The organism is Mycolicibacterium arcueilense (genome assembly GCF_058536225.1).
Genome location: NZ_JBZTYL010000026.1, coordinates 98,106 through 122,581 on the forward strand (window position 1 = coordinate 98,106; position 24,476 = coordinate 122,581).

The following is a 24,476-nucleotide window of genomic DNA, read 5'->3' on the forward strand; positions in this document are numbered from 1 at the left end:
GTCAACGACAGATACGTTTCGGGCAATTTGTACTCTCTGCTTAAAAGAATGTGATTCTCAGTCGGCCATTGTGGCCACGATCTGCGGCAGGTCCAGCGTGGAACGGATGCCCGGCTCGGCGGCGCAGACGAAGGGCACCGCGTTGACCGCTCGGTTCGCGGTGTAGCCCGGGGAAATTGCCGCCATCCGATCGAGCGGAATCGGCATCCGGACGTCGATGTCCAGTGGTGCATCGCCGTCCACGGTCAGGCGCCAACCGGTGGGGCGTAGGTCCCAGTCTTCGGTGAGGTCCGTGCCGCAGTACCAGGTGGCCCGGAAACGCAGGAGCTCTCGCCCCGAGTGGATGCCTGACACGGTGATTCGTTGCGCGGCCACGGTTCCGGCGGCGAGATGGCCGGCGCGGATGGCGGTGTCCTCGGCCGCGAGCGCCCACTGGCCCTCGGAGTGCACCGAGTCCAGCGGCAGCCCGATCGCGTCGGCCACCAGTCGCAGCGACGGACCGAAACTGGCCTGCAGGTGGGCGGCGCGGCGCTCGTCGAACGGGCCGGCCGGACCGCCGAAGCCCATGACGCCGAACAGCAGCTCCGGTGAATTGCGTTGGGACAGATCGGCGTACTCGTCGATGGCGAGCAGGTTCAACCGGCGCTGCACCGAGGTCAGCGTGAGCGGGATCGCCTCGGTGATGAACCCTGGGCTGCTGCCGGTGGCATACAGCGTGGCGTTCCCGCGTGCGCAAGCCTCCGTGACGGATTTGTGTAGCTCCGGGTCGATCGAGTGCGGATGGTGGAACTGGCCGCACGTGCTGACTACGTTGATGCCCGCGGCGAGTAGTCGGCACAACTGCTCGGCGTCGGGAGCCGCCGGCATGTACAGCACGCAGTCGGGGTCCGCGTCGAGGATGGCCTCGACGTTGTCGGTGGCGGAGATGCCGGTGGGGTCCAGGCCGCACAGTTCGCCCGCGTCGATGCCGACCTTGTCGGCGCCGAAGACATGAACAGCGGTCAACTCGAGGTGCGGATGCTCGATGATCGAGCGCAATGCGTGGGTTCCGATGGTGCCGGTCGCCCATTGCGCGACGCGGCAGCGGTGAGTCCGGAGATCGGGCACGCGCCTGAGTGTAAGGAGAATTCTTTCCTTAGGAGAACGAAATTCTCAACTAGCTGGCGGCGAATCCGTTGGCCACGAAGTCCCAGACCTCGTCGGCACTGATCGGATGGATCGATGCCTCGTCGGGGCCTCCACTGGATTGCGCGACGAACATCACGGTCTGCATCGTCATCGCCGCCATTCGCCGGGGGTTGATCCCCGAGCGCAGCTGGCCGGCCTCGGACGCTTCCTCCATGAGTTCGGTGAGCAGGGCCAGCAGCGGAGCGTGGGCGACCTTGACCTCTGACGGATGTGACACCAGCAAACGCGGAGCGAAGTCGGTGAACAGTGGGCGCTTGGCGGCCGGATCGGGGCGCGACGATTCGAAAAGCAGCTGAATGGCGACCTTCAGGCGTTCGATCGGTTCGCCCTGCGTCGAGGTGGCGGCCCGGATCTGGTCGGCCGAGCGGCTCAGCGCGTCTTCGAACAACGCGAGCAGGAGTTCGTGTTTACCGTCGAACTGCAGGTAGAAGCTGCGCAGCGATTGACGGGAACGGTCCACGACCTCCTGGACCGTGAAGTCGGTGCTGCCCTTTTCGATGATGATCGCCTGGGCTGCGTCGAGGAACCGTTGCACGCGTTGGGCGGCGCGCAACTTGGCCGTTTTGATCGACCGCTCGACAGCTCGTTGCTTCCACGCGGGTTCTTCGCCAGCGGTGGTCACTGGCTGCTCCGACGCTTGTCGAGTGGGGAGAACATGAACTGACTGTACCGGAGAACGCCTTGCCATTGTGGTGCCAGACCCCCTCGCGGCCAATGTGTCGGAGATTGTAACTTTCGTACTGTGAGAATAGTATTCTCATGAAGGGAATTATAGAAGTCCTTTGAGAAGAAGGGTTTCGCATCAAAATTCGGCGCCGCCGGGGCGCTGTTCGCCGGTAGCTGCCGCATCGCGAAGACGGCTGTCGGGTGGCAGCGGTGAGCAGAAGGAACCACGTGTACATCGACTATGACGTCGCCGATTCGATCGCCACGATCACACTGAACCGGCCGGAAGCCGCCAACGCGCAGAACCCCGAACTCCTCGACGAACTCGATGCCGCCTGGACCAGGGCCGCCGATGACCGCGAGGTGAAGGTGATCGTGCTGCGGGCCAACGGAAAGCACTTCTCGGCAGGCCATGACCTGCGTGGCGGCGGGCCGGTGCCGGACAAGATCACCCTGGAATTCCTCATCGAGCACGAGTCGCGACGCTATCTGGAGTACACGCTGCGGTGGCGCAATGTGCCCAAACCGTCGATCGCGGCGGTGCAGGGACGCTGCATCTCAGGCGGCCTGCTGCTCTGCTGGCCGTGCGATCTGATCCTGGCCGCCGACGATGCGCTGTTCTCCGACCCGGTCGCACTGATGGGCATCGGTGGTGTCGAGTACCACGGTCACACCTGGGAACTCGGCGCCCGCAAGGCCAAGGAGATCCTGTTCACGGGCCGGGCATTGACCGCGGAGGAGGCCGAGCGCACCGGCATGGTCAACCGGGTCGTCCCTCGTGACGAACTCGACGTCCAGACGGCCGAGCTGGCCGCGCAGATCGCGCAGATGCCCGCCTTCGCGCTCCGCCAGGCCAAACGCGCGGTCAATCAGACCCTCGACGTTCAGGGCTTCTACGCCGCGATCCAATCGGTGTTCGACATTCACCAGACCGGGCACGGCAATGCGCTTAGCGTCAGCGGATGGCCGGTACTGATGGATATCGATGGAATGAAGCAGAACATCAAGTAGGCCTGGGCCTCTGAAGATGGGGGCGATCCGGCTCAGCGTGAGTTACGCGGCCAGGCAGATCTACGCGCAGACCACCGCGGCGGCTGCGGTGACGCTGGTGGTCCTGGCGCTCAGCCGCAACACCGTCGGTGATGCGCGCGAACTGCTGACCCAGGCGAACCTCGTTGCGCTGATCGCGCTGATGGTCGCGGCCGCAATCGTCGATACCGTCGTGGGTTGGGTCAATGTCCATCCGACGTTCAAATGGTTTGCCGCGGGGGCGGATCCGACACCGCAACAGCAGCGCGCTGCCATGCGTATCGCACCGAGGCAGACCATCATCCAGTTCACCACCTGGGCCGTGAGCGCGCTCGTGTACACGCTGCTGAACCTCGGTGCCGGGGGAGGCGTCGCCTACGTGATGGGCGGGGCGATCCTGTTCGGCGGTGTCGCGGCCGCCTGCATGGGATTCCTGGTGACGCAACGCATGTTGCGGCCGATCGTGGCAGCGTCGCTGACCGCATCCTCGTCGACGATGGTGCGCATGCCCGGTGTGCTGGCCCGGCTGATCACCATCTGGACCCTGTTCAGCGGCCTGCCCCTGGCAGGCATCGCCCTGATCGTATTGGCCCGCTCCAACGGCTGGTTCGTGCAGAAGACGGCGCCCGTCGAAGCGGCAGTGCTGGTGGTGGCCGTCATCTCGCTGGTCTTCGGACTTCGGTCGATGGTCCTGGTGGCGCGTTCGGTATCCGACCCGGTCGGGGAGGTCGTCCTCGCCATGAAGGCCGTCGAACGCGGTTGGTCCGGTGTCTCGGTCAAGGTGTACGAATCGTCCGAGATCGGCCGGCTCCAGTACGGATTCAATCGAATGCTGGCCGGCCTCGCCGAGCGGAACCGGTTGCGCGATCTGTTCGGTCGGTACGTCGGGGTCGACGTGGCTCGCCACGCCTTGCAGCAGGGTGGGGCCGTCACCGGGGACGTCCGCGAGGCCGCCGTCCTCTACGTCGATCTGGTCGGCTCGACAGCCCTCGCTGCCTCACGCCCGCCCCAGGAAGTGGCGCAACTGCTCAACGGGTTCTTCAAGATCGTGGTGGATACCGTCGAACGACATCACGGGCTGATCAACAAGTTCGAGGGCGACGCCGTGCTCGCCGTCTTCGGTGCCCCGTTGCGGCTGGACAACCCGGCGTCCTCGGCGCTGGCCACCGCGCGGGCGCTGGTGCCACGGCTGCACCAGCTGCCGGATGTGGAGTTCGGCGTGGGCATTTCGTGCGGCTCGGTGTTCGCGGGAAACATCGGCGCCGAGAACCGCTACGAGTACACCGTGATCGGTGACGCCGTCAACGAAGCGGCACGGCTGGCCGACCACGCCAAGGACCGCGAGTCGACAGTGTTGTGTTCGGGAAGCGCACTGGCCCATGCCGATGCCGACGAGGGCAGGCACTGGGCCGTGCGCGGCTCGACGGTGCTGCGCGGCCGCTCGACGGCCACGGTCTTCGCCGAGCCCCTCACCTGAGCACCGCTCGCGGAGGAACGCTACAGCTGGGCGAGGCGGGGCACCGTGCCGCGGGCGCGCAGCCCAGCACCGGCCTTACGAGTGAGTTCCCGTGAGCTGCCAAGCAACCCGTCGAGCACCAGGGCACGCTTCACGTGGTTGTGCAGCTCGTGCTCCTCGGTGAACCCGATACCTCCCAGCACCTGCTGGCAGTGCTTGGCAGCGGTCAGCGCGGCCCTACCCGCGGCGGCCTTGGCCAGCAGCGAGTTCAGGTCGACATTGTCCGCACCGGGCAGGCTCAGGGTCGCCTCGGCGCCCTCGATTGCCACCAGCGTCTCGGCCAACCGGTGCCGCACGGCCTGGAAGGACGAGATCGGCTTGCCGAACTGGACCCGGTCCAGGGCATGCTGTCGGGCCAGTGCGAGCATCGCCCGGGCCGAGCCGACCAGCCACCAGCCCAGCGCACGGCGGGCCTCCGATATCCGCAGCAGCTGACCGTCGGGGACCATCCGTAGCGGCAGTCCGCCCATGGTTTCCCCTGCGCTGGCGGGATTTTCGCCGCGCTCCCACACCACCCAGGTGCCACCGGCATATGGCATCGGCGGGGTGCCGCCGGGCAGGCCGCCGATGGTCTCGAGCAGCACATCGTTGAGAATCGACGCGTGCGAACCTGTTTCGCCCAGCAGCCGGAACACCAGTGGCAGGGCAGTCTCCGGCATGTCGGAGAGCATCTCGGCCCAGCCGAGTTCGGCCAGCGCGGCGTCGAGTTCGGCACCCGCGGCCGACAGCATGGTCTTGCGCAGGGTGTCTTCGAGCAGGCCGAGCGATTCGGTATCCAAAGCGGTCACGTCTCACTCCCTCCCGAGGTCGAGCAGCCGGCGCGCAATGATGTTGCGTTGGACTTCGGCCGTGCCGCCGTAGATGGTCGACGCCCGCGAATACAGGTACTCGGTGCGCCATTCGGAGTCTTCGAGCTCGATCACCCCGGGCATCAGGTTGCGCGCGGTGTCATAGAGCAGCTGTTCGGCACTCGCAAGGAGCACCTTGTCGATCGAGGTGTCCGGCCCGAGCTTGTGTCCCTCGGCCAGCCGGTGCTGAGTTGCCGCCGAGCGGCAGCGCAGTGTGTGCAGGGCCAGATAGACGTCACCGAGGTCCGGATCCACCACCTGCCCTTGCCGTTTCACCGCTTCCACCAACGCGTCGAACCGTGAGTACAGGTAGGCGATGCGCTGCCAGAAGCAGGTCGAGCGTTCGTACGGCAGCAGGTCCATCGCCAGTTGCCACCCGTCGCCCGGATTGCCGAGCATCCGGCTCGCGTCGACCTCGACGTCATCGAAGTACACCTCACAGAACTCGTCCACATCGTGCATGGTGTGCAACGGCCGCACCGTGATGCCGGGGGCATCGGTGTCGACGAAGAACGCCGTGATCGCCTGGTGGTTCGGCGTGTCCGCGTCGCCGGTGCGGGTCAGCAGGATGCACCGGTGCGAGTACTGCGCGAAGCTGGTCCAGACCTTCTGGCCGTTGACGATCCACTTGTCGCCGCGCTGGACTGCACGGGTGGTGAGCGATGCCAGGTCGCTGCCGGAGCCGGGTTCGGAAAACCCTTGGCACCACTGCTCTTCGCCGGACAGCAGTTTCGGCACCATCTCGGCAGCCAGCTCTTTGGGCGCGTAGTCGATCATCGTCGGCGCCAGCACCTCGAGCATCGAGTACGGGCCGGGTTCGGCCAGCCGGCGACCCACGACCTCTTCGCCGACGATCGCACGCAGCATCGCCGGTCCGCCCAGCCCACCCGCGTGCTCGGGCCAGCCGTAACGGCTCCAGCCGCCGTCGTAGAGGGCCTTCTGCACGCGGGCGAACTGGCGCATGTGACCCTCGAGCGAGTGGTCATCTGGTGGCGCCAGGTCGTTCTCGGCGAGCCAACCCTGCAGCGCCGTGCGGAAAGCCGCTGGCTCGAATAGGTCGGTCATCCTGCTTCCGGCCTGCCGATCGCGTGCGGCCGGCCGTGGTCGTGATCACCACTGCGTCGGATGAAGGTCATCGCACGGGTCTTCAGCCGCCAGCCCTCAGGGGTCCGCACGTAGGTGTCGCGGTAATAGCCGATGCGCATGTCGTGCTTGGAGTGCTCGATGAAGCACAGCGGCTGTGTACCAGACGCCGTATCCGATCCTTCGACCAGATCGATCAGGGCTGTTCCGGTCATGAACAGGCCCTTGGGCGCGGCGTCCACCAGCACCGGGAAGCGATTCAGCGTGTAGGTCTCGCCGAATGCGCTATAGGTGCCGTCGGGCGTGAAAACACTGATGAGACCGTCGATGTCGCCCTGGGTGATGGTCACCGCGTACTTGGCGAGCACCTGTTGGATCTCGATGAGATCCTCGGTCCGCGTCGGGGAATCAGTTGATGTGCTCATTGCGGAAGACCTTACCGCCTTTCATTACAAAATCCACACGTTGTGTAACGGATATGTCCTTGAGTGGATTGCCCGGCACCGCGATGATGTCGGCGAGCAGTCCCTCGGCGAGCCGGCCCCGGTCGGTGACGTTGATCAGATCGGCGGCCACCACCGTGGCAGCGCGCAGCACCGCGGCCGGCGGCATGCCCCACTCGACCAGCGTGACGAGTTCGTCGGCGTTCTTCCCGTGCGGGATGGCCGGTGCGTCGGTACCGACGGCGATCTTCACCCCGGCCTCGTAGGCCGCCTTGATGGAGGTCTCGGCCTTCGGGAACATCTCGGCTGCCTTGTCCTGCAGCACCTTCGGGGCCTTCGAGACATCCATGGCCTGGGCCAGGCGACGGGTGGTGACCAGGAACCGATCGTTGTCGACGAGCTTCTGGATCGCTTCGTCGTCCATCAGGAACCCGTGCTCGATGCAGTCGATGCCGCAGTCGACGGCGTGCTTGACGGCCTCGGCGCCGTGGGTGTGGGCCGCGACCCGCAGTCCGCGGCGGTGCGCCTCGTCGACGATGACGCGCAGCTCCTCGTCGGAATAGTGTTGTGCCCCGGCCTCTCCGGTGAGTGACATGACACCGCCGGAACAGCACACCTTGATCAGCTGGGCACCGTGCTTGATCTGGTAGCGCACCGCCTTGCGGATCTCGTCGACCCCGTTGGCGATGCCTTCCTCGATGGTCAGCTCCAGCACGCCCGGCATGAACGCCGCGAACATCGTGGGGTCCAGGTGCCCGCCGGTGGGGGTGATGGCATGTCCGGCCGGGATGATGCGGGGGCCGTCGATCAACCCGGCATCGATGGCCTTACCCAGGGCGACGTCGAGCAGGTAGCCACCGGTTTTGACGAACAGCCCGAGGTTGCGCACGGTGGTGAACCCGGCGCGCAGGGTGCGCCGGGCGTTGCCCACTGCGCGAAGTACGCGCGTCGGGGGATCGTCCTGCACCTGGGACAGGCCCGGGTTCTCGCCCCGGCCACCCATGAGCAGGTTGACCTCCATGTCCATCAGGCCGGGCAGCAGGATCGAGTCGCCGAGATCGATAATCTCGTCGTCCTCCGGAATCGGGCCACCAATGCCAACTATGCGGTCACCGTCGACACGGACGATGCCGGGACGAATGATCGTCCCGGCATCGACGTCGACCAGACCCGCGGCTTTGAGGGTCAACATCGGTTAAACCACCGGCTCCTTGATGAGATTGATATAGGCCGCACCGCTGTCGAGTACCCGCGGTTGCTTCCACACCTCGACCGGGAAGCTGACCTGGACGATCGACTGTCCGAGGTGGACCAGTGCCTTGGCGTCGTCCGGCATGCTCGCCAGTGGGAAGCGGGCATCGACGTAGACCATGATGTCCTCGAGGCGTTCCATGCCGGCGTCGTACAGTGCCTGCATCTCGTCCATCGACGAGTTGAGACGCTTCTGATAGCGCTCCTCTTCGGTGGGCAGGCACCAGTCGCTGAACCGCTCCAGGTCGGCGAATTCCTCTGGCAACTTAGACATTTGCGGCATCCTTTTCTGCGGCCTTCTCACTCGGGGCGTGCTTGCCGTTGGTCGAGCCATTCCCGTCATCATTCCCCGTCGCTGCGCTCGCCCCGGCGGCCTTGGCTTCTTTGTACCGGTCGACGTACTTGTGCGCGGTGTGGTGCAGGTGGCGCAGCAGGATTTCCTGGTCGCAGAGCGGGAAGTCGAGTACGGCACGGGTGCCGATCTGCGTCTGGGTGGCTTCGAGCGTGTTGGCGTCCTGGAACGCGTACTCCTTGAACGTCACTGCGGCCAGCTCCTGAGACAGTCGTTCGCGCAGGTTCTTCGGCGGAACGAAGTACAGGTCGGCCTCGAAGATGTGGCTGTCCACGCCGGTTGGCCAGTAGTTGTAGGTCAGATACCAGCCCGGCGCCCAGAAGAGGAGGGTGAAGTTCGGGAAGAACTCGAAAGAGTCCTGGCCCCAGGTCGAATGCCGGCCGGGATTGATCGCAGGCGGCAGCTCGTCGGGCAGGACGCCCTTGATATCGGGGCGATCCCACGGCCCGAACAGGCCACTGTGCAGGATGCGCTCGATCGGCTTGACCATCTTGAGGTCCTTCGGCGGGCTCATGCCACCCCAGGACGAGATCATCGAGTGATCGCCCTTGATGTCGTAGTGCAGGGCCTCGAAGCCGAACTTGGCCAGCTTCTCGGCCTCCTCCTTCTCCGCCTGCTTCATGTGCAGGATCGGCGCGTGGTAGAACTCGACGAACGCGTCGATGAACAGCTTCCAGTTGGCCTTGATCTCCGAGCGGTAGCTGTAGTGCTCGGTCATCTCGTGGAACGGATATCCCTTGAGGCCCTCGGCGAACTCGCCCAGGTACTCCTCAAGCGACACCGCGTCGTCGTCGAAGTTGACGAAGATGAAGCCTTCCCACACCTCGCAGCGCACGGGCTTGAGCGGGTAGTCGGCCTTGTCGACGTCGAAGAACTCCTGCTCCTGCTGGATGAACGTCAGATCGCCCTTGAGGTCGTAGCGCCAGGCGTGGTACTTGCAGACGAACTGCCTGCAGCTGCCGGAGACCTCTTCGCCCGGGTAGTCGTTCCACACCAGCTTGTTGCCGCGGTGGCGGCACAGGTTGTAGAAGGCGCGGATCTGCTCGCCGTCGTTGACGATGATGATCGAGGTGCCGGGACCGACCGACGGCAACTCGCGGGTGATGTATCTGCCCTTCTTGGGAATCAACTCCACGCGGCCCATCTGCAGCCAGGTCTTGCGGAAGATGGCTTGCTGCTCCAGCTTCCAGTGCTCGGGATCGATCGAATCCTCGTAGTTGACGGGGCCGGTGCCCAGCTCGGGCCAGTTCTCGGTCCAGCTGCCGGCATCCGGCTTCGGGAAGAACGCCATCATCTACCTCTACTTTCTTCTTGAGTTAGTGGCCGGATTCCGGCGCAATTCCAAAGGTGTTGTAGGCCATGGCCATCAGGCCATAGCCGCCGATTGTGAAGACCAGGTCCATGCGCTGGCGCTCGTCGAGATGCTCGCTCAGGGCGGCCCAGGTGCCGTCCGAGATCTCCGACTGCCCGTCGAGTTCGTCGACGGAGTCGAGCACCAACTGGTCGAGGGGAGTGGCACCTTCGCCGCTGGTACTACTCGCGATCCGCTCATCGGTGAGTCCCTCGGACTTCCCGATGAATGCGTGGTGCGTCCACTCGTATTCGCACTTCTTGCGATGGGCGATCCGCAGGATGGCGAGCTCACGCATCTGGGGATCCAGTGTCGAGCGGAACAGCAGATGATTGCTGAACCGCAGGAACGCCTTGGTTAGGGAGGGGTGGCGAGCCAGTGTCGACAGCGCGGTGCCCGCTCCCTCGGGATTGAGCCGCTCCTCGGGAAGCATGACCGACAGTGCTCGTCGCACGTCGTCGTCCCACTCCTCGGCGGGCAAGGGGGCCAAGCGCACGGGGCGGTTCTCCTCTCGGTGACCCGTTGGTGACTCTCGATGACGAGAATCAGGTTCTCATTTCCGACTAACAGGTTTCCACCTTTTGTGTCGATGGTCAACAAGAACGCGCGAGATTGCGTGGTGACCTGGCTAAATCTGCTCGTCAGCGGCATCAGACATTGATTCTCTCTAGACGAGAAGCTAGTTTTCTCCCATAGAGAACCAATGTGACGGCCATGGAACGGAGCGAGGCAGTGCACAAAGACGACATGATCTTGATCAGCGTCGACGACCACATCATCGAACCGCCGAACATGTTCAAGAACCATCTCCCGGAGAAGTACCGCGACGAGGCACCACGTCTGGTGCACAACCCCGACGGCAGTGACACCTGGCAGTTCCGCGACACGGTGATCCCGAACGTGGCGCTCAACGCGGTGGCCGGCCGGCCCAAGGAGGAGTACGGGCTGGAGCCACAGGGGCTCGATGAGATCCGCAAGGGCTGCTACGACCCCGACGAACGGGTCAAGGATATGAACGCCGGCGGTGTGCTGGCCACCATGAACTTCCCGTCGTTCCCGGGTTTCGCCGCCCGGCTGTTCGCCACCGACGACGACGAGTTCTCGTTGGCGTTGGTGCAGGCCTACAACGACTGGCACATCGACGAATGGTGCGGGTCGAACCCGGGTCGGTTCATCCCGATGGCCATCCCGGCGATCTGGAATCCGCAGTTGTGTGCCGACGAGGTTCGTCGGGTGTCGAAGAAGGGTGTGCACTCTCTGACATTCACCGAGAACCCGTCGACGTTGGGCTACCCGTCCTTCCACGACCTGGAGTACTGGAAGCCGTTGTGGGAGGCCCTGGTCGACACCGACACCGTGATGAACGTGCACATCGGATCGTCGGGCAAGCTGGCGATCACGGCCCCGGACGCCCCGATGGACGTCATGATCACCCTGCAGCCGATGAACATCGTGCAGGCCGCGGCTGATCTGCTGTGGTCGGCGCCGATCAAGGCGTATCCGGGACTCAAGATCGCACTGTCCGAGGGCGGTACCGGCTGGATTCCGTACTTCCTGGACCGGGTGGACCGTACCTACGACATGCACTCGACGTGGACGCACCAGGACTTCGGCGGCAAGTTGCCCTCAGAGGTGTTCCGGGAGCACTTCATGACCTGTTTCATCTCGGATCCGGTCGGGGTGAAGAACCGCCACGAGATCGGTGTGGACAACATCTGCTGGGAGATGGACTACCCACACAGTGACTCGATGTGGCCCGGTGCCCCCGAGGAACTGCATGCGGTGTTCGAAACCTACGACGTCCCGGACGACGAGATCAACAAGATCACCCACGAGAACGCCATGCGGCTGTACCACTTCGACCCGTTCGCCCATGTGCCCAAGGACCAGGCGACCGTCGGTGCCTTGCGAAAGGCCGCCGAAGGCCACGACGTGTCGATTCAGGCACTGAGCAAGAAGGAGAAGGCCGGCGCCAGCTTCGCCGACTTCCAGGTCAATGCGAAAGCTGTTGCCGGCGCACGCGACTGAACGCCAACACGAACGGCTGAGAAAAATAGGAGAACACACAGTGTCGGGCGGTATGAACTTCGAGTTGACCGAAGACCAGCAGCTGATCCGCAAGTCCGTTGCGGAGCTGGCGGGCAAGTTCGACGATCACTATTGGATGACCAAGGACCAGGGTCACGAGTTCCCACAGGAGTTCTACGACGCCATCGCCGGCGGAGGCTGGCTGGGGATGACCATCCCCGAGGAGTACGGCGGGCACGGCCTCGGTATCACCGAGGCCACCATCCTGGCCGAGGAGGTGGCCCGGTCCGGCGGAGCCATGAACGCCGCCAGCGCGATTCACATGTCGATCTTCGGGATGCAGCCGGTAGTTGTGTTCGGCTCCGAGGAGATGAAGAAAGAGACGCTGCCGCGCATCGTCAACGGCGATCTGCATGTGTGCTTCGGCGTCACCGAACCCGGTGCGGGCCTGGACACCTCACGTATCACCACGTTCGCCAGGAAGGATGGCGACAGTTATGTGGTGAACGGCCGTAAGGTGTGGATCTCCAAAGCGCTTGAGTCAGAGAAGATCCTGCTGCTCACCCGCACCGAGTCCCGCGAGGACGTGGAGAAACGTGGCGGGAAGCCGACCGACGGGCTGTCGTTGTTCCTGACCGACCTCGACCGGGATCACGTCGAGATCCGTCCCATCAACAAGATGGGCCGGAATGCGGTGAGCTCCAACGAGTTGTTCATCGACGATCTCCGGGTGCCTGCCGAGCACCTGATCGGCGAGGAGGGCAAGGGGTTCAAGTACATCTTGCACGGGCTCAACCCGGAGCGGATGCTGATCGCCGCCGAGGCCCTCGGCATCGGTCGCGTGGCCCTGGACCGTGCGGTCAAGTACGCCAACGAGCGGGTGGTGTTCGATCGCCCGATCGGCATGAACCAGGGCATCCAGTTCCCGCTGGCGGATTCACTGGCCCGCTTGGATGCGGCCGAACTGATCCTGCGCAAGGCCACCTGGCTCTACGACAACGGTAAGTCGTGCGGTCGCGAGGCCAACATGGCCAAATACCTTTGTGCCGACGCCGGGTTCGGTGCGGCCGACCGTGCGCTGCAGACCCATGGCGGGATGGGTTACTCCGAGGAGTACAACATCTCCCGGTTCTTCCGGGAGTCCCGACTGATGAAGATCGCCCCGGTGAGCCAGGAGATGATCCTGAACTTCCTCAGCGCGAACGTGCTCGGCCTGCCCAAGAGCTACTAGGAGATATCCAGATCTATGAGGACCTATTTCGACCTGACCGGACGTTCGGCGCTGGTGACCGGGGCCGGTGCCGGGATCGGCGCGGCGGTTTCCGAGGCGCTCGCGGCGGCCGGTGCCGCGGTGCTCGTCACCGACATCAGCGGTCAGGCGGCGGCTGCGGTCGCGGACCGAATCAACACCGCGGGCGGCAAGGCCGACAGTGCCGCGCTGGACGTCAGTGACCGCGACGCGGCAGTGGCCGCCGCCGCGCAGGCCGCCGCACTCGGCGAGGGCAACCTGCACATCGTGGTCAACAACGCGGGCGTCACGTCGCCGGCGATGTTCCCCAAGCTGACTGACGAGACCTTCCGCGTCACCTTCGACATCCACGTGATGGGTACGTTCCACGTCACGCAGGCCGCACTGCCGCACATGCCGACCGACGGGACCGGCCGTGTCATCAACGTCACCTCGGCGGCCGGCCTCACCGGCACGCTCGGGCAGGTCAACTACTCGGCGGCCAAAGCCGGCCTGATCGGGTTCACCAAGTCACTGGCTCGTGAGCTGGCGACGAAGAACATCATGGTCAACGCCCTGGCGCCGCTGGCGGCGACGCCGATGACGGAAACCATCCGCACCAATGAGAAGTTCGCGGCCAACATGATGAACCGGATCCCGCTCAAACGGTGGGCCGAGGCCGACGAGGTCGCGGGCGCGTTCGTGTTCCTGGCCTCCGACGCCGCGTCGTACATCACCGGGCAGGTATTGCCGGTCGATGGCGGCATGGTTATGTGACTTTGTGAGCGAGTTTACGAGCGAACCACAGATGACGGACTGTTCCTCCCTGCCGCTGGCCGGTATCACCGTCATAGCGATGGAGCAGGCGGTCTCCGCCCCGATGTGCACCCGGGTGCTCGCTGATTTCGGTGCCAGGGTGATCAAGATCGAGAACCCCAAGGGCGGTGACTTCGCCCGCGACTACGACGATGTCGTGCTCGGTCAGGCGGCCCATTTCGTGTGGGCCAACCGCGGCAAGGAATCGGTGACCCTCAATCTGAAGTCACCCGAGGGCATGGAGGTGCTGCACCGGTTGCTCGACGGCGCCGACGCCTTCGTGTCCAATCTCGCTCCGGGTGCCACCGCGCGCCTGGGGTTGGGGCCCGAGGACCTCAAGCTGCGTCATCCTCAGGTGATCCCGGTGGAGATCGACGGTTACGGCCCCGGCGGGCCGCTGTCGCACAAGCGCGCCTACGACCTGTTGGTGCAGGCCGAATCCGGTTCGTGCGCGTCGACCGGCTATGCGGGCATGCCGGCCAAACCCGGTGCGGCGGTTGCCGATATCACCACCGGGCTGTATTCGGCGTTGTCCGTCATGGCGCTGCTGGTCGGTCGGGCCCGCTCGGGCGACACCGGTGCCGCGCCGGCCGTGGCGGTCAGCCTGTTCGACACCATGACCGACATCATGGGGTACCAGCTGGCCTACACCCAGCACTCCGGGATCGACCAGGTTCCGCTGGGGATGAGTTCGCCGGCGGTGGCGCCCTACGGGGCGTTCGATACCCGCGACGGGCAGACCGTGGTGCTGGGGACCACCAACGACCGGGAGTGGCAGCGGTTGGCGCGCGAGATCATCGAGCGGCCCGATCTCGCCGACGATGCGCGCTTCGCCACCAACTCCGACCGCTGTGCGCATCGCGACGAGCTCAACAAGGCGATCGAATCCTGGTGTGCCCAGCACGATCTCGACGACATCCAGCGGACCGCCGATGACGCCGGGATCGGCAATTCGCGGTACAACCTGCCCAGCGAGGTCATCGACCACCCGCACCTGAAAGCGCGAGACCGTTGGCGTCAGGTCGGCACCCCCAACGGGGAGATCGCGGCGCTGTTGCCGCCGCCGGTCATCAGCGGGATGGAACTGGGGATGGGCGCAGTGCCGGGACTCGGCGAGCACACCGATGCCATCCTGAGCGGGACCGGCCTGAGCGCCGAGCAGATCGCCGTGCTGCGCGAGCAGGGCGCGATCGGCCCCGCCTACCCGCAGTCCTAGTCAAGAAGAACGGAGAATCCAATGCGCGAAACCGTCATCGTCGAGGCCGTCCGTACCCCGGTCGGCAAGCGCAACGGCGGCCTGTCGGGATTCCATGCCGCCGACCTGTCGGCACTGGTGCTCAACGCGCTGGTGGAGCGGGCGGGCATCAGCCCCGACATCATCGACGACGTGGTCTGGGGCTGCGTCTCCCAGGTCGGCGATCAGTCCAGCAACATCGGCCGGTACTCGGTGCTGGCCGCCGGCTGGCCCGAACACATCCCGGGCACCACGGTCAACCGCGCCTGCGGATCCAGCCAGCAGGCGCTGGATTTCGCGGTTCAGGCCGTCATGTCGGGCCAGCAGGACGTCGTCGTCGCAGGCGGGGTCGAGGTGATGAGCAAGGTGCCGCTGGGAGCGGCCCGGGCCACCGGTCAGCCATATGGGCCGAAAGTGTTCGAGCGGTACCAGGATTTTTCGTTCAACCAGGGCATCTCGGCCGAGATGATCTCGCAGAAGTGGGGTTTCAGCCGGACCCAGCTGGACGAGTACTCCGTCGCCTCGCACGAGCGGGCCGCGGCGGCGCAGGACCGCGGCGCCTTCGAGAACCAGATGATCACCGTGTTTCCCGACCCCGCCGACCAGCTTGATCCGGTGGTCGCCGACGAAGGGGTCCGCCGCGGCAGCACGGTGGAGAAGCTCGCCGGTCTCAAGCCCGCCTTCGCCGAGGACGGGGTGATCCACGCGGGCAACTCCTCACAGATCTCCGACGGTGCCGCGGCCCTGCTGGTGATGACGGCCGAAGCCGCTCTGGCAATGGGCCTTACGCCCATCGCGCGGTACCGGGCGGGCGTGGTGACGGGCGCGGACCCGGTGTTGATGCTGACCGGGCCCATCCCGGCGACCGAGAAGGTGCTGCACAAGGCCGGCGTGCGTCTGGACGAGGTCGGCGTGTTCGAGGTGAACGAGGCATTTGCCCCCGTGCCTCTGGCCTGGCTGGCCGAGACCGGCGCCGACGAGGCCAAACTGAACCCGCTCGGCGGTGCCATCGCGCTCGGACATCCGCTCGGTGCGTCGGGTGCGGTGCTGATGACCCGGATGATCAACCACATGCGCGACAACGGAATTCGTTACGGACTGCAGACCATGTGTGAGGGTGGCGGCACCGCCAACGCCACGCTGGTCGAGCTCATCGACTGACGCTAGGGAGAAGTAGTGCAACGCAACCTGTTCACCGAGGACCACGAGGCGTTCCGCGCCCTCGCACGGGATTTCATCGAGAAGGAAGTCGTCCCCGCCTATCCCGAGTGGGAGAAGGGCGGACGGATGCCCCGTGACGTCTTCAAGCAGATGGGTGAACTCGGCATGCTCGGGATGGCGATCCCCGAGGAGTACGGCGGCGCCGGCATCGGCGACTACCGCTACAACGTGGTGCTGCAGGAGGAGGCGGCCCGTGCACTGGTGACGTTGTCGACGGTGCGGACTCAGCTCGAGGTGATCCTGCCGTACTTCCTGCACTACGCGAACGAGGAGCAGCGGCAGCGGTGGTTCCCCGGGCTGGCCGCGGGCACACTGCTGACCGCGGTCGCGATGACCGAGCCGGGAACGGGTTCGGACCTGGCCGGAATGCGCACCACCGCGGTCCGGGATGGTGACGAGTACGTGCTCAACGGTGCCAAGACGTTCATCACCGGCGGCATCCAGGCCGATCTGGTGGTTGTCGTGGCACGGACGTCGACCGACCCGGAGAACCGGCGCAAGGGGCTGACACTGCTGGTCGTCGAGGACGGCATGGCGGGCTTCGAGCGGGGCCGCGAGTTGGAGAAGATGGGCTGCAAGGTGCAGGACACCGCCGAGCTGTCGTTCACCGACGTCCGGGTGCCCGTGGCGAACGTGCTGGGGGAGGAGGGCGAGGCCTTCAGCTACCTCGGCCACAACCTGGCCCAGGAGCGGCTCACCGTGGCGGTGGGTTCGGTGGCTCAGGCGCGCTCGGCAATTGCGGCGGCGATCGGCTACACCAAGGACCGCAAGGCGTTCGGCCAACCGGTGGCGTCTTTTCAGAACACCAAGTTCGAACTCGCGGCGTGCTCGACGGAGGTCGAAGCGGCGCAGGCGATGCTCGACCGGGCGGTGGCCCTGCACGTCGACGGCGAACTGTCCGGTGCCGACGCGGCCCGGGTGAAACTGTTCTGCACGGAGATGCAGGCGCGAGTGATCGATCGTTGCCTGCAGCTCTTCGGCGGGTACGGCTACATGATGGAGTACCCCATCGCCCGGCTCTACACGGATGCCCGGGTGGCGCGCATCTATGCCGGGACCAGCGAGGTCATGAAGGTGATCATCGCCAAGTCGCTGGGGCTCTGAGCGGGTATATCCGGCGGCTGTGACGGCCGTCGGAAACTTCTTTTCCTGAGACGCTTGTCACAACGGTCAAACCAACCTACTGTGTGTTCACTAGGTTGGTTCGACGAAGGAGTTCGGTGACTTCAGTTGCAGGGGCAGAGGTGTCCTCTCAGGGCGCACGGCCCTATGAGACGCTCCTGGCCAAGGGGGAAGACCGCAGGCAGCGGATACTTTCTGTGGCTGAGAAGCTGCTCGCCCGCAATGGTTGGCGCAACACCTCGCTGGCTCAGATAGCCCGGGAGGTCGGCGTCACCCCGGCCGGTCTGCTGCACCACTTCGAGTCCAAGGAACAACTGCTCAACGCAGTGCTCGACGCCCGCGACCATGACGACGACACCCACGCCGACCGCTCCGGCGATCTCGCTCAGGAGATCAAGCGGGTTGCCGAGCGGTTTGTCCGGGCGCCTGAACTGGTCGGCACCTTCACGGTTCTGTTGGTGGAGAACATCCAACCTGATGCGCCACTGCACGATCGTTTGCTGAAACGACAGCAAGCTGCGCGCGACATCGTCACCGACATCATCACCCGCGGCCAGCACAGTGGCCGCTACCGCTCCGACTTCGACGCGGCCACCAAGGCCGTGGAGATCCTGGCATTCATCAATGGAATGGAGACCTCATGGCTACTCGATCCCTCGCTCCCGTTGACGGACGTGTTCAAGAGCTACGCCGACATGCTGGGGCGGGAGATCGAGCAGCCGGACGGCCGCAACGGGGCGACCGTCCAGTGAGATTGGAGGACGACATGCGGTATCGGCTTGATGTGGTCGCCCCCTGTGTGGTCGACGCGGTCCGGTTCGCCGGCGGCTGGCTCGTCGATCGGGTGATGGCGGGGTGGGATGTCACGGTGCTGATCGGCGCCGACGAGGATGTCCGGCCGCTGGCGATCCTCGGGGTCGAGACCATTGCGCTGGAGTCCGTCCTGGAGTCTTGGGAGGACCGGCCGCATCCGCAGACCGTCGCGGTGGCCGCCAACCTGTTCAACACCGACGAGCGGGTACGACGCGGCGTCCTGGGGGCGCTGGAGCAGGGCCACACCGAGGTGACGCTGTGGGGCGACGAGTGTCCGGCCGATCTGAGTGTTGACCCGGTACGTCACGAATTGTCCGCCGCCGCACGCGCTTTCAAGGCCCAGGCGCTCGCCGCGGTCAACGATCCCGAAGCCAAGGTGGTCGGCAACACCGAGGCGTTCCGTTGCGGCACGATGCTCAGTCGCTCGGTGCCAGCGGATCTGATTCCGGCCAGCTGATCTCTCGCCGAGCGTGCATACAGATCGCGAATTCACGCGATTTCGCGATCTGAGTGCACGCTCGGCGCGCTAGACGAAAGTGGGCATCGCTGACCAGCCCCGCACCGCGGCGGTCTCCGACGGTTTGGCGTTGGCCCAGTCGACAGTCCACTCCGGGAATCGTTTGAGGATCTCCTCCAAGGCGATGCGCCCCTCCAGGCGGGCCAGTGCGTTGCCCATGCAGAAGTGCGTGCCTGCACCGAAAGTCATGTGGGACTTCTGTTCCCGGTGGATGTCGAAGACGTCACCGTCCGGTGCGAACCGCCGGTGGTCGCGGTTCGCCGCGCCGACCAGCATGAGCATCGCCGAGCCCTCCGGAACGGTTCGGCCGTAGTACTCGACATCGCGGGTGACGTAGCGGGCGATCTGCAGTGCCGGCGGCTCCCAGCGCAGGATCTCCTCGATCGCCTGGGGGATGAGCTCAGGATTCTCCACCAGCTCACGACGTTGATCCGGGACGTCGGCCAGGGTCTTTCCGGCCCAGCCGATCAGGCGCGTGGTGGTCTCGGAGCCGGCTGTTGCGATGACCGTCAGGTACAGCAGCAGCTCGTCGCGACGCAGCGTGCGCACGGTGCCGGTCTCGTCGGTGAACTCGGCGTTGAGCAGGTCGGTCATGATGTCGTCGGACGGGTGCTCGGTGCGCCAGTCGATGAACTCCGCGAACACCTCACCGGTGGCCAGGGCGTCGACTGTCTGCCCCTGCAGGGTCTCCTCGCCGTGGTCGGTGATGGCGCGTTGCCGGTCCTCGGGGATGCCCAGCAGCATGCCGATGACGCGCATCGGCATCTGTTCGCCCAGGTCGTTGACGAAGTCGAACTTGTCCGACCCGATCAGCGGATCCAGGCAACGCGCGGTGAATTCTCGGATCTGCGGTTCGAGTGCCAGCACCTTACGCGGGGTGAACACCCGCGACAGCAGGTTGCGGTGAATGTTGTGGATCGGCGGATCCTCGAAGATCAGTGTTCCCGGCGGTATCTCCATGCCGGACTTGATGATCTCGAGCAGGGCTCCGCGCCCGGAGATGAATGTCTCATGGTCGATGACCGCCTTGTTGACATCGTCGTACCGGCTCAGTGCGTAGAAGTCGTGCTGCTCGTTGTAATACAGCGGGGCTTCTTCCCTGATTCGGGCAAACACCGAATAGGGGTCCATGTTGAGCTCGACGCTGTACGGGTCGTAGTACAGGTCGGCTTCGGTCGACGTGGGCACGGCTGGTCTCCTGACCGTATCGAATGGGCTGTGCACCTGCTTAGCAGGCCGGGGGTAGCCCGGTCAAGGATTGGCTCGCCGGCGCTCAGAATCGGATCGAATTCGATACGGGCTGTTGCGGATTGAAAGGTGAGCTGGTCCGGAAGTGATGTCTATCGGAATTACACTCGGGCGGGCTAGTGTAAATCTCTGTCACAACGGCCGACGGGGGACTGATGACCGCTGAGAAAATCGTGCGCGCCGAGATCGCCGCATGGGGGAGCAACGACGTCGACGAGGTCATGAGTCACTTCGCCGACGACGCCACCTTTGACATCGGCCCCGACTGGCCGAAACTCTCGGGGCGCGATGCGATTCACGAGATGATGAAGGTGTTCTTCGCCGGCGGGAAATGCGTCGACCTGGAGATCCTGCACCTCGCAGTCGACGGAGATGTCGTGTTGATGGAACGGCGCGATCACTGGATCGTGAACGGACAGCAGATGAGCTGGCCGGTCATGGGTGCCTACGAGGTGCGGGACGAGAAGATCACGGCGTGGCGGGAATACTTCTATCCGCCGAAGGAGTCCTGAGGTCGATCACGACCTTGCCGACAGCTTTGCCGGAGGCCACCTCGCACAGTGCCGCAGCGGTTTCGCTGAGCGGATAGACCGCACCGATGTGTGGTCGAACGGTGCCGGTGGCCAGAAGATCCCGCAATTCCTCTTCGTTGCGGGCGAACTCGTCCGGGGCGATGTCCTGAAATTGAAAGCCCAGAACGTGAATTCCCTTGACCAGAACCAGGTTCAGCGGGATGCGGGGAATGACGCCAGAGGCGTAGCCGATCGTCACGAACCGGCCGCCGCGACGCAGCGACCGTAACGCCGGCTCGGACAGGTCCCCGCCGACCGGGTCGAGCACGGCGTGCGCGCCGTCGGGCAGGGCTTCCCGCAGAGCGGCGCGCAGGTCGCCGCGCGCGTGGTTGACGAGCGAGACGGCACCGTATTGAGCTGCGGTGGAGAGCTTTTCGTCAGACGAGGCGACTGCCGTGACCCGTGCGCCGAGGGCGGTTGCGAGCTGCACCGCCGCAAGACCCACGCCGCCGCCGGCGCCCAGCACGATCACGTCGTCGGCGGGTTGGATCCGGGCCACCGAGCGCAACGTGTGATACGCGGTGCGGTGAGCCACTCCGAAGGCCGCCGCGGTGCCGTCGTCCACATGGTCGGGAATTCGGGCCAATCCCGACGCCGCAACGCACACCTGCTCGGCGAACGCACCGAACAATCCGGTTCCGGTCACCCGGTCGCCGACGGCGAAACCGTCGGTGTCAGGGGCGACCTCGGTGACCACCCCGGCGAACTCACTACCCGGGATGAACGGCACCGGTACGTGCATCTGGTACTTGTCGGCGACCAGCAGTACATCGGGGAAGTTCACCGCGGCCGCGCCGACTTCGACCCGTACCTGGCCGGACTCCAGCGGGGGAGCGGGGACGTCGTCGAGGCGAACGACATCCGGAGGCCCGTACTCGGGGCAGACGGCGGCCTTCACGTGTAGTCGGTGGATTCGGCGAGTTCGGCGGCAGATCGCATCAGCTCGGTGACCACCGGCCCGAATGCCAGCAGCTTCTCGTCGTCGCCCGCCCGCTGAAAACCCTGCTCCAGGACGATCGCCAGCTTCCACTTCGCCAGCACCAGGTAGTAGTCGAGGTCGTCCACCTGGCGTCCGGAGACCTTCGCGTAGTGCGCCACGACGTCGTCGCGCGAGGGCATCCCACGCATGTCGACATAACCCATCTCGGACGGCTCCGGGTTGTCTGTGTCGGAGGGCCACGATTGCACCATCCAGGCAAGGTCCAGCTTCGGGTCGCCGACGGTGCCCATCTCCCAGTCCACGATCGCGGCCATCGTGGCCGGTGCGCCGTGGCGGTACATGACATTGGCGAACTGGTAGTCCCCGTGCATCAGGCCCGGGATGAAATCGAGCGGCTTGTGGGCACGCAGCCAGTCCGTGGCCACCTCCAGCCCGGGCAACTCACGGTTCTTGATCCGGTCGAGGAATCCGATCCAGCGGTCGACCTGGCGTTCGTGAAAGCCGTCGGGCCTGCCCAGATCGCTCAGCCCCTTGGCCTGCCAGTCCACCTTCGACAGCAACGCAATACCCTCGGCCAGCTGATAACTCAGCCCGGGCCGGGTGCTCAGGTCGGAGTCGAACGGCTCAGGCCAGCGACCGTGGGTATCCATCGGCGACCAGCCGTCGACGAATCCCATCAGATAGAACGGCCGGCCCAGCACCTGCGGATCGGCGCAGACTCCGACCGCTGCGGTGTGCGGGACCTCCGTGCCGTCGAGTGCCTCGATGATGCGCCACTCCCGCAGGATCCCCTTGTCCCGGTCCGGTGGGGTGCCGTCCGGCGGCATGCGCAGCACGCACGTGTGCTCGCCACGGCGGATCTCGTAGATGACATTCTGGGTTCCGCCGGACAGGAAGCGGGCCTCCAGCGGTTCGCCCTTGCCAGCCAGCCCGGCGTTGTCCATCCAATCGGCAAGGCGCGCAGTTTCGATCGTGCTCACAGGTTGCCCACCTCAGCTTCCAGGTATTCGGCGAACTTGGCCTTCGCGGCGTCGCGCTTGCGCGGGATCCACTCGGTGGGCCAGGTGTCGGTGGTCGGCTGGTAGTCGCGCAGCACCTGCCGGGCGACGGTGGTCTTATGTACCTCCGTCGGACCGTCGGCCAGGCCCATCACCGCGGCGCCGGTGACCATGCCGAGGAAGGGCATCTCGTTGGTGACGCCCAGCGCGCCGTGGATCTGCATTGCCCGCCAGGCGATGTCGTGCAGCACGGTGGGCATGGCCACCTTGACGGCGGCGATGTCCTTGCGGACCTTCTTGTAGTCGTTGTACTTGTCGATCTCCCACGCGGTGTAGAGGACCATCAGCCGGAATTGCAGCAACTGGGCGTAGGAGTCGGCGATGTAACCCTGGACGAACTGTTTGTCGGATAGCCGGCTGCCCTGCGTCTCGCGGCTGAGCGCACGTTCGCACATCATGTCGAGCGCCTTCTGGGCCAGGCCGATCGTGCGCATCGCGTGGTGAATCCGGCCGCCGCCCAACCGTGTCTGGGCGATGACGAACGCCCGGCCCTCGCCGCCCAACAGAGCTTCGGCGGGAACACGGACGTTGTCGTAGTGGATCAACGCGTGGCTGCCCTCGTTGTCCGGCTCACCGTACAAACCGACGTTGCGGACGATCTTGACGCCGGGGGTGTCGGTGGGCACCAGGAACATCGACATGCCCTGGTAGGCGCTGACCTCGGGATTGGTCACCACCATGACGATCAGGAACGATGCGGTTGCGGCGTTGGAGGAGAAGAACTTCCAGCCATTAATGATCCAGCTCGACCCATCCCCATCTCTCACCGCGCTCGTGGTGAACAGGGTGGGGTCCGCACCGGCGTGCGGCTCGGTCATCGAGTAGCAGGAGAACAACTCTCCCTCGAGCAGTGGATGCAGGTAGCGCTTCTTCTGTTGCTCGGTCCCGTAATGCGCGATGATCTCGGCATTGCCGGTGTCGGGGGCCTGACAGCCGAACACGATGGGCGCCCACTGCGAGCGGCCCAGGATCTCGTTGAGCAGCGCGAGCTTGAGCTGCCCGTGACCCTGCCCGCCGAGCTCGGGGCCCAGATGAGTGGCCCACAAACCTTTTTCACGCACCTGTGCCTTGAGCGGGTCGATGGCCTCCCGGCGGCTGCCCTCCAATGGGGTGAACTGTTTGTGCGGCCACGCCAGGTCGAGCGGTTCGACCTGCTCGGTCACAAATTCGTCTGCCCAGTCCAGCAATTCCTGATACTCGGGGTCGGTCTCGAAATCCCACGCCATCGGGGGTCCTCCGCTCTGGTTGTAGGTGGCTAGGTGGTGGTGTTGAAGCCGGTGATCATCGCGCCGATGTCGCGTGCGACGAGCTCGGTGAACGAGCGGTCGCCGTAGCTGCCCCCGGCCCAATGCCGGACACCTTCGCTGACCAGGATCTGGGCCAGCCGGGACAGGTGCGGCACGTCGACGTGTGCGCCGAGCTTGCCGTCGGCCTGGGCGCGCGTGAACAACTCGCCGAACATGTCGGCGTCCTGCGTATCGGGGTCGACGTCGCCGGCCAGGATCCGGTGCTCGTGCCGGTACCCCTCCAGGATCGTCTCGACGATCAGTTCTGGTGGGTTGCGCGCCATCGACCGTTCCAGGCTGCGGAGTGCCTCCGTGATGACGGCCATCATGTCGTAATCGCCGGTCAGCAGGGACTTCACGCGCTTCTGGGCCAGGCGGGTCGAGGTCAGGCCGACCTCGAACAGCACGTCTTCTTTGGCCGGGAAGTAGAAGTAGAACAACGCCCGGGACACCCCTGCGGCTCGGCAGATGTCGGCCACTGTGGTCTTGGCGTATCCGTTGGTGCGCCAGAGCGCCATCGCGGCCTGGACCAGGTCGCGTTTGGTCTGGTGCGAGCGGGCCCGTTGGAACGAGGCGCGACGTTGACTGCTGTCAGCAGTGTCTGTCGTGACTTCCTTGGGCATATTCGGACTCTAACAACGGATTCGACTATTGAAAATAGTTGAC

The 24,476-nt window shown here is 65.1% G+C and carries 25 protein-coding genes; 11 read left to right on the plus strand and 14 right to left on the minus strand.

Annotated features, from left to right (window positions below; all coding sequences use genetic code 11):
• Positions 1 to 57: 57 nt before the first annotated feature.
• Positions 58 to 1,107 carry an NAD(P)H-dependent amine dehydrogenase family protein gene (locus AC4LGL_RS24670; RefSeq protein WP_491841066.1) on the minus strand — a complete coding sequence of 350 codons (1,050 nt, stop codon included), beginning with the start codon at positions 1,105 to 1,107 and terminating at the stop codon, positions 58 to 60.
• Positions 1,108 to 1,156: 49 nt separating this feature from the next.
• The gene (locus AC4LGL_RS24675) at positions 1,157 to 1,876 is read right to left on the minus strand and encodes a TetR/AcrR family transcriptional regulator (protein WP_082449040.1); all 720 of its coding nucleotides are present in this window, start codon (positions 1,874 to 1,876) and stop codon (positions 1,157 to 1,159) included.
• 206 nt (positions 1,877 to 2,082) lie between these two features.
• Here AC4LGL_RS24675 and AC4LGL_RS24680 point away from each other — a divergent pair, with 206 nt between their 5' ends.
• Together AC4LGL_RS24680 and AC4LGL_RS24685 are read left to right on the plus strand one after the other, a co-directional pair.
• A complete protein-coding gene (locus AC4LGL_RS24680; RefSeq protein ID WP_491841387.1) occupies positions 2,083 to 2,865 on the plus strand; it encodes an enoyl-CoA hydratase in 783 nt (260 codons plus the stop codon).
• Positions 2,866 to 2,881: 16 nt separating this feature from the next.
• Positions 2,882 to 4,360, plus strand: a complete 1,479-nt coding sequence (locus tag AC4LGL_RS24685) for an adenylate/guanylate cyclase domain-containing protein (protein ID WP_491841067.1) — start codon at positions 2,882 to 2,884, stop codon at positions 4,358 to 4,360.
• A gap of 20 nt (positions 4,361 to 4,380) precedes the next feature.
• Here AC4LGL_RS24685 and AC4LGL_RS24690 read toward each other — a convergent pair whose 3' ends face one another.
• From AC4LGL_RS24690 to AC4LGL_RS24720, 7 genes are read right to left on the minus strand one after another with little or no spacing between them, the layout of a single operon-like run.
• Positions 4,381 to 5,130: an acyl-CoA dehydrogenase family protein gene (locus AC4LGL_RS24690; protein WP_491841388.1), complete on the minus strand. Its 750-nt coding sequence runs from the start codon at positions 5,128 to 5,130 to the stop codon at positions 4,381 to 4,383.
• A 60-nt stretch (positions 5,131 to 5,190) separates the two neighbouring features.
• The gene (locus tag AC4LGL_RS24695) at positions 5,191 to 6,312 is read right to left on the minus strand and encodes an acyl-CoA dehydrogenase family protein (protein WP_491841068.1); all 1,122 of its coding nucleotides are present in this window, start codon (positions 6,310 to 6,312) and stop codon (positions 5,191 to 5,193) included.
• Positions 6,309 to 6,755 carry a nuclear transport factor 2 family protein gene (locus tag AC4LGL_RS24700; protein ID WP_491841069.1) on the minus strand — a complete coding sequence of 149 codons (447 nt, stop codon included), beginning with the start codon at positions 6,753 to 6,755 and terminating at the stop codon, positions 6,309 to 6,311. Before AC4LGL_RS24700 ends, AC4LGL_RS24695 begins: the two co-directional genes overlap by 4 nt.
• Positions 6,739 to 7,965, minus strand: a complete 1,227-nt coding sequence (locus AC4LGL_RS24705) for a metal-dependent hydrolase family protein (protein ID WP_491841070.1) — start codon at positions 7,963 to 7,965, stop codon at positions 6,739 to 6,741. Before AC4LGL_RS24705 ends, AC4LGL_RS24700 begins: the two co-directional genes overlap by 17 nt.
• A gap of 3 nt (positions 7,966 to 7,968) precedes the next feature.
• Positions 7,969 to 8,298: a hypothetical protein gene (locus AC4LGL_RS24710; RefSeq protein ID WP_077741545.1), complete on the minus strand. Its 330-nt coding sequence runs from the start codon at positions 8,296 to 8,298 to the stop codon at positions 7,969 to 7,971.
• Entirely contained in the window at positions 8,291 to 9,667 is a 1,377-nt protein-coding gene (locus AC4LGL_RS24715) for an aromatic ring-hydroxylating oxygenase subunit alpha (protein ID WP_491841389.1), read from the minus strand. The genes AC4LGL_RS24710 and AC4LGL_RS24715 overlap by 8 nt, the downstream gene beginning before the upstream one ends.
• Positions 9,668 to 9,692: 25 nt before the next feature.
• Positions 9,693 to 10,223 (minus strand): carboxymuconolactone decarboxylase family protein, encoded by a 531-nt coding sequence (locus tag AC4LGL_RS24720; protein WP_491841071.1) that lies wholly within the window; start codon positions 10,221 to 10,223, stop codon positions 9,693 to 9,695.
• Positions 10,224 to 10,459: 236 nt separating this feature from the next.
• Between AC4LGL_RS24720 and AC4LGL_RS24725 the strand changes: the two genes are divergently transcribed.
• From AC4LGL_RS24725 to AC4LGL_RS24760, 8 genes are all read left to right on the plus strand, one after another.
• Positions 10,460 to 11,755, plus strand: coding sequence for an amidohydrolase family protein (locus AC4LGL_RS24725; protein ID WP_491841390.1), 1,296 nt, complete (start codon positions 10,460 to 10,462; stop codon positions 11,753 to 11,755).
• Between the two features lie 52 nt (positions 11,756 to 11,807).
• Entirely contained in the window at positions 11,808 to 12,986 is a 1,179-nt protein-coding gene (locus AC4LGL_RS24730; protein ID WP_491841072.1) for an acyl-CoA dehydrogenase family protein, read from the plus strand.
• A 15-nt stretch (positions 12,987 to 13,001) separates the two neighbouring features.
• Positions 13,002 to 13,760 carry an SDR family oxidoreductase gene (locus AC4LGL_RS24735; RefSeq protein ID WP_491841073.1) on the plus strand — a complete coding sequence of 253 codons (759 nt, stop codon included), beginning with the start codon at positions 13,002 to 13,004 and terminating at the stop codon, positions 13,758 to 13,760.
• A gap of 31 nt (positions 13,761 to 13,791) precedes the next feature.
• Positions 13,792 to 15,015, plus strand: a complete 1,224-nt coding sequence (locus tag AC4LGL_RS24740) for a CaiB/BaiF CoA transferase family protein (protein WP_491841074.1) — start codon at positions 13,792 to 13,794, stop codon at positions 15,013 to 15,015.
• A 21-nt stretch (positions 15,016 to 15,036) separates the two neighbouring features.
• The gene (locus tag AC4LGL_RS24745) at positions 15,037 to 16,194 is read left to right on the plus strand and encodes a thiolase family protein (protein ID WP_491841075.1); all 1,158 of its coding nucleotides are present in this window, start codon (positions 15,037 to 15,039) and stop codon (positions 16,192 to 16,194) included.
• 15 nt (positions 16,195 to 16,209) lie between these two features.
• Positions 16,210 to 17,358, plus strand: a complete 1,149-nt coding sequence (locus AC4LGL_RS24750; RefSeq protein WP_055115964.1) for an acyl-CoA dehydrogenase family protein — start codon at positions 16,210 to 16,212, stop codon at positions 17,356 to 17,358.
• Positions 17,359 to 17,474: 116 nt separating this feature from the next.
• Positions 17,475 to 18,128 carry a TetR/AcrR family transcriptional regulator gene (locus tag AC4LGL_RS24755; protein WP_491841076.1) on the plus strand — a complete coding sequence of 218 codons (654 nt, stop codon included), beginning with the start codon at positions 17,475 to 17,477 and terminating at the stop codon, positions 18,126 to 18,128.
• Between the two features lie 14 nt (positions 18,129 to 18,142).
• Positions 18,143 to 18,646 carry a hypothetical protein gene (locus AC4LGL_RS24760; RefSeq protein ID WP_055120461.1) on the plus strand — a complete coding sequence of 168 codons (504 nt, stop codon included), beginning with the start codon at positions 18,143 to 18,145 and terminating at the stop codon, positions 18,644 to 18,646.
• A gap of 69 nt (positions 18,647 to 18,715) precedes the next feature.
• Here AC4LGL_RS24760 and AC4LGL_RS24765 read toward each other — a convergent pair whose 3' ends face one another.
• Positions 18,716 to 19,837 carry a cytochrome P450 gene (locus AC4LGL_RS24765; RefSeq protein WP_491841391.1) on the minus strand — a complete coding sequence of 374 codons (1,122 nt, stop codon included), beginning with the start codon at positions 19,835 to 19,837 and terminating at the stop codon, positions 18,716 to 18,718.
• Between the two features lie 272 nt (positions 19,838 to 20,109).
• On the opposite strand from AC4LGL_RS24765, the gene AC4LGL_RS24770 reads away from it, so the two are divergent.
• A complete protein-coding gene (locus tag AC4LGL_RS24770) occupies positions 20,110 to 20,466 on the plus strand; it encodes a limonene-1,2-epoxide hydrolase family protein (RefSeq protein WP_491841077.1) in 357 nt (118 codons plus the stop codon).
• On the opposite strand, the gene AC4LGL_RS24775 is transcribed toward AC4LGL_RS24770, so the two are convergent.
• From AC4LGL_RS24775 to AC4LGL_RS24790, 4 genes are read right to left on the minus strand one after another with little or no spacing between them, the layout of a single operon-like run.
• Positions 20,423 to 21,424: an NADPH:quinone oxidoreductase family protein gene (locus AC4LGL_RS24775; RefSeq protein ID WP_491841078.1), complete on the minus strand. Its 1,002-nt coding sequence runs from the start codon at positions 21,422 to 21,424 to the stop codon at positions 20,423 to 20,425. The two genes, AC4LGL_RS24770 and AC4LGL_RS24775, sit on opposite strands and share 44 nt — an antisense overlap.
• On the minus strand, positions 21,421 to 22,446 hold the full coding sequence (locus tag AC4LGL_RS24780) for a phosphotransferase family protein (RefSeq protein WP_491841079.1): 1,026 nt from the start codon (positions 22,444 to 22,446) through the stop codon (positions 21,421 to 21,423). The genes AC4LGL_RS24775 and AC4LGL_RS24780 overlap by 4 nt, the downstream gene beginning before the upstream one ends.
• Entirely contained in the window at positions 22,443 to 23,750 is a 1,308-nt protein-coding gene (locus AC4LGL_RS24785; RefSeq protein WP_491841080.1) for an acyl-CoA dehydrogenase family protein, read from the minus strand. The genes AC4LGL_RS24780 and AC4LGL_RS24785 overlap by 4 nt, the downstream gene beginning before the upstream one ends.
• 29 nt (positions 23,751 to 23,779) lie before the next feature.
• Positions 23,780 to 24,433 carry a TetR/AcrR family transcriptional regulator gene (locus AC4LGL_RS24790; RefSeq protein ID WP_491841081.1) on the minus strand — a complete coding sequence of 218 codons (654 nt, stop codon included), beginning with the start codon at positions 24,431 to 24,433 and terminating at the stop codon, positions 23,780 to 23,782.
• Positions 24,434 to 24,476 lie beyond the last annotated feature (43 nt).

What these genes read in the sequence shown, in the direction of transcription:
- AC4LGL_RS24710 (WP_077741545.1), bottom strand. Translation starts at nt 8,298, where the DNA reads ATGTCTAAGTTGCCAGAGGAATTCGCCGACCTGGAGCGGTTCAGCGAC.
- AC4LGL_RS24790 (WP_491841081.1), bottom strand. Translation starts at nt 24,433, where the DNA reads ATGCCCAAGGAAGTCACGACAGACACTGCTGACAGCAGTCAACGTCGC.
- AC4LGL_RS24765 (WP_491841391.1), bottom strand. Translation starts at nt 19,837, where the DNA reads ATGGACCCCTATTCGGTGTTTGCCCGAATCAGGGAAGAAGCCCCGCTG.
- AC4LGL_RS24675 (WP_082449040.1), bottom strand. Translation starts at nt 1,876, where the DNA reads ATGGCAAGGCGTTCTCCGGTACAGTCAGTTCATGTTCTCCCCACTCGA.
- AC4LGL_RS24745 (WP_491841075.1), top strand. Translation starts at nt 15,037, where the DNA reads ATGCGCGAAACCGTCATCGTCGAGGCCGTCCGTACCCCGGTCGGCAAG.
- AC4LGL_RS24760 (WP_055120461.1), top strand. Translation starts at nt 18,143, where the DNA reads ATGCGGTATCGGCTTGATGTGGTCGCCCCCTGTGTGGTCGACGCGGTC.
- AC4LGL_RS24715 (WP_491841389.1), bottom strand. Translation starts at nt 9,667, where the DNA reads ATGGCGTTCTTCCCGAAGCCGGATGCCGGCAGCTGGACCGAGAACTGG.
- AC4LGL_RS24700 (WP_491841069.1), bottom strand. Translation starts at nt 6,755, where the DNA reads ATGAGCACATCAACTGATTCCCCGACGCGGACCGAGGATCTCATCGAG.
- AC4LGL_RS24705 (WP_491841070.1), bottom strand. Translation starts at nt 7,965, where the DNA reads ATGTTGACCCTCAAAGCCGCGGGTCTGGTCGACGTCGATGCCGGGACG.
- AC4LGL_RS24690 (WP_491841388.1), bottom strand. Translation starts at nt 5,130, where the DNA reads ATGCTGTCGGCCGCGGGTGCCGAACTCGACGCCGCGCTGGCCGAACTC.
- AC4LGL_RS24770 (WP_491841077.1), top strand. Translation starts at nt 20,110, where the DNA reads ATGACCGCTGAGAAAATCGTGCGCGCCGAGATCGCCGCATGGGGGAGC.
- AC4LGL_RS24735 (WP_491841073.1), top strand. Translation starts at nt 13,002, where the DNA reads ATGAGGACCTATTTCGACCTGACCGGACGTTCGGCGCTGGTGACCGGG.
- AC4LGL_RS24785 (WP_491841080.1), bottom strand. Translation starts at nt 23,750, where the DNA reads ATGGCGTGGGATTTCGAGACCGACCCCGAGTATCAGGAATTGCTGGAC.
- AC4LGL_RS24685 (WP_491841067.1), top strand. Translation starts at nt 2,882, where the DNA reads ATGGGGGCGATCCGGCTCAGCGTGAGTTACGCGGCCAGGCAGATCTAC.
- AC4LGL_RS24740 (WP_491841074.1), top strand. Translation starts at nt 13,792, where the DNA reads ATGACGGACTGTTCCTCCCTGCCGCTGGCCGGTATCACCGTCATAGCG.
- AC4LGL_RS24730 (WP_491841072.1), top strand. Translation starts at nt 11,808, where the DNA reads ATGAACTTCGAGTTGACCGAAGACCAGCAGCTGATCCGCAAGTCCGTT.
- AC4LGL_RS24695 (WP_491841068.1), bottom strand. Translation starts at nt 6,312, where the DNA reads ATGACCGACCTATTCGAGCCAGCGGCTTTCCGCACGGCGCTGCAGGGT.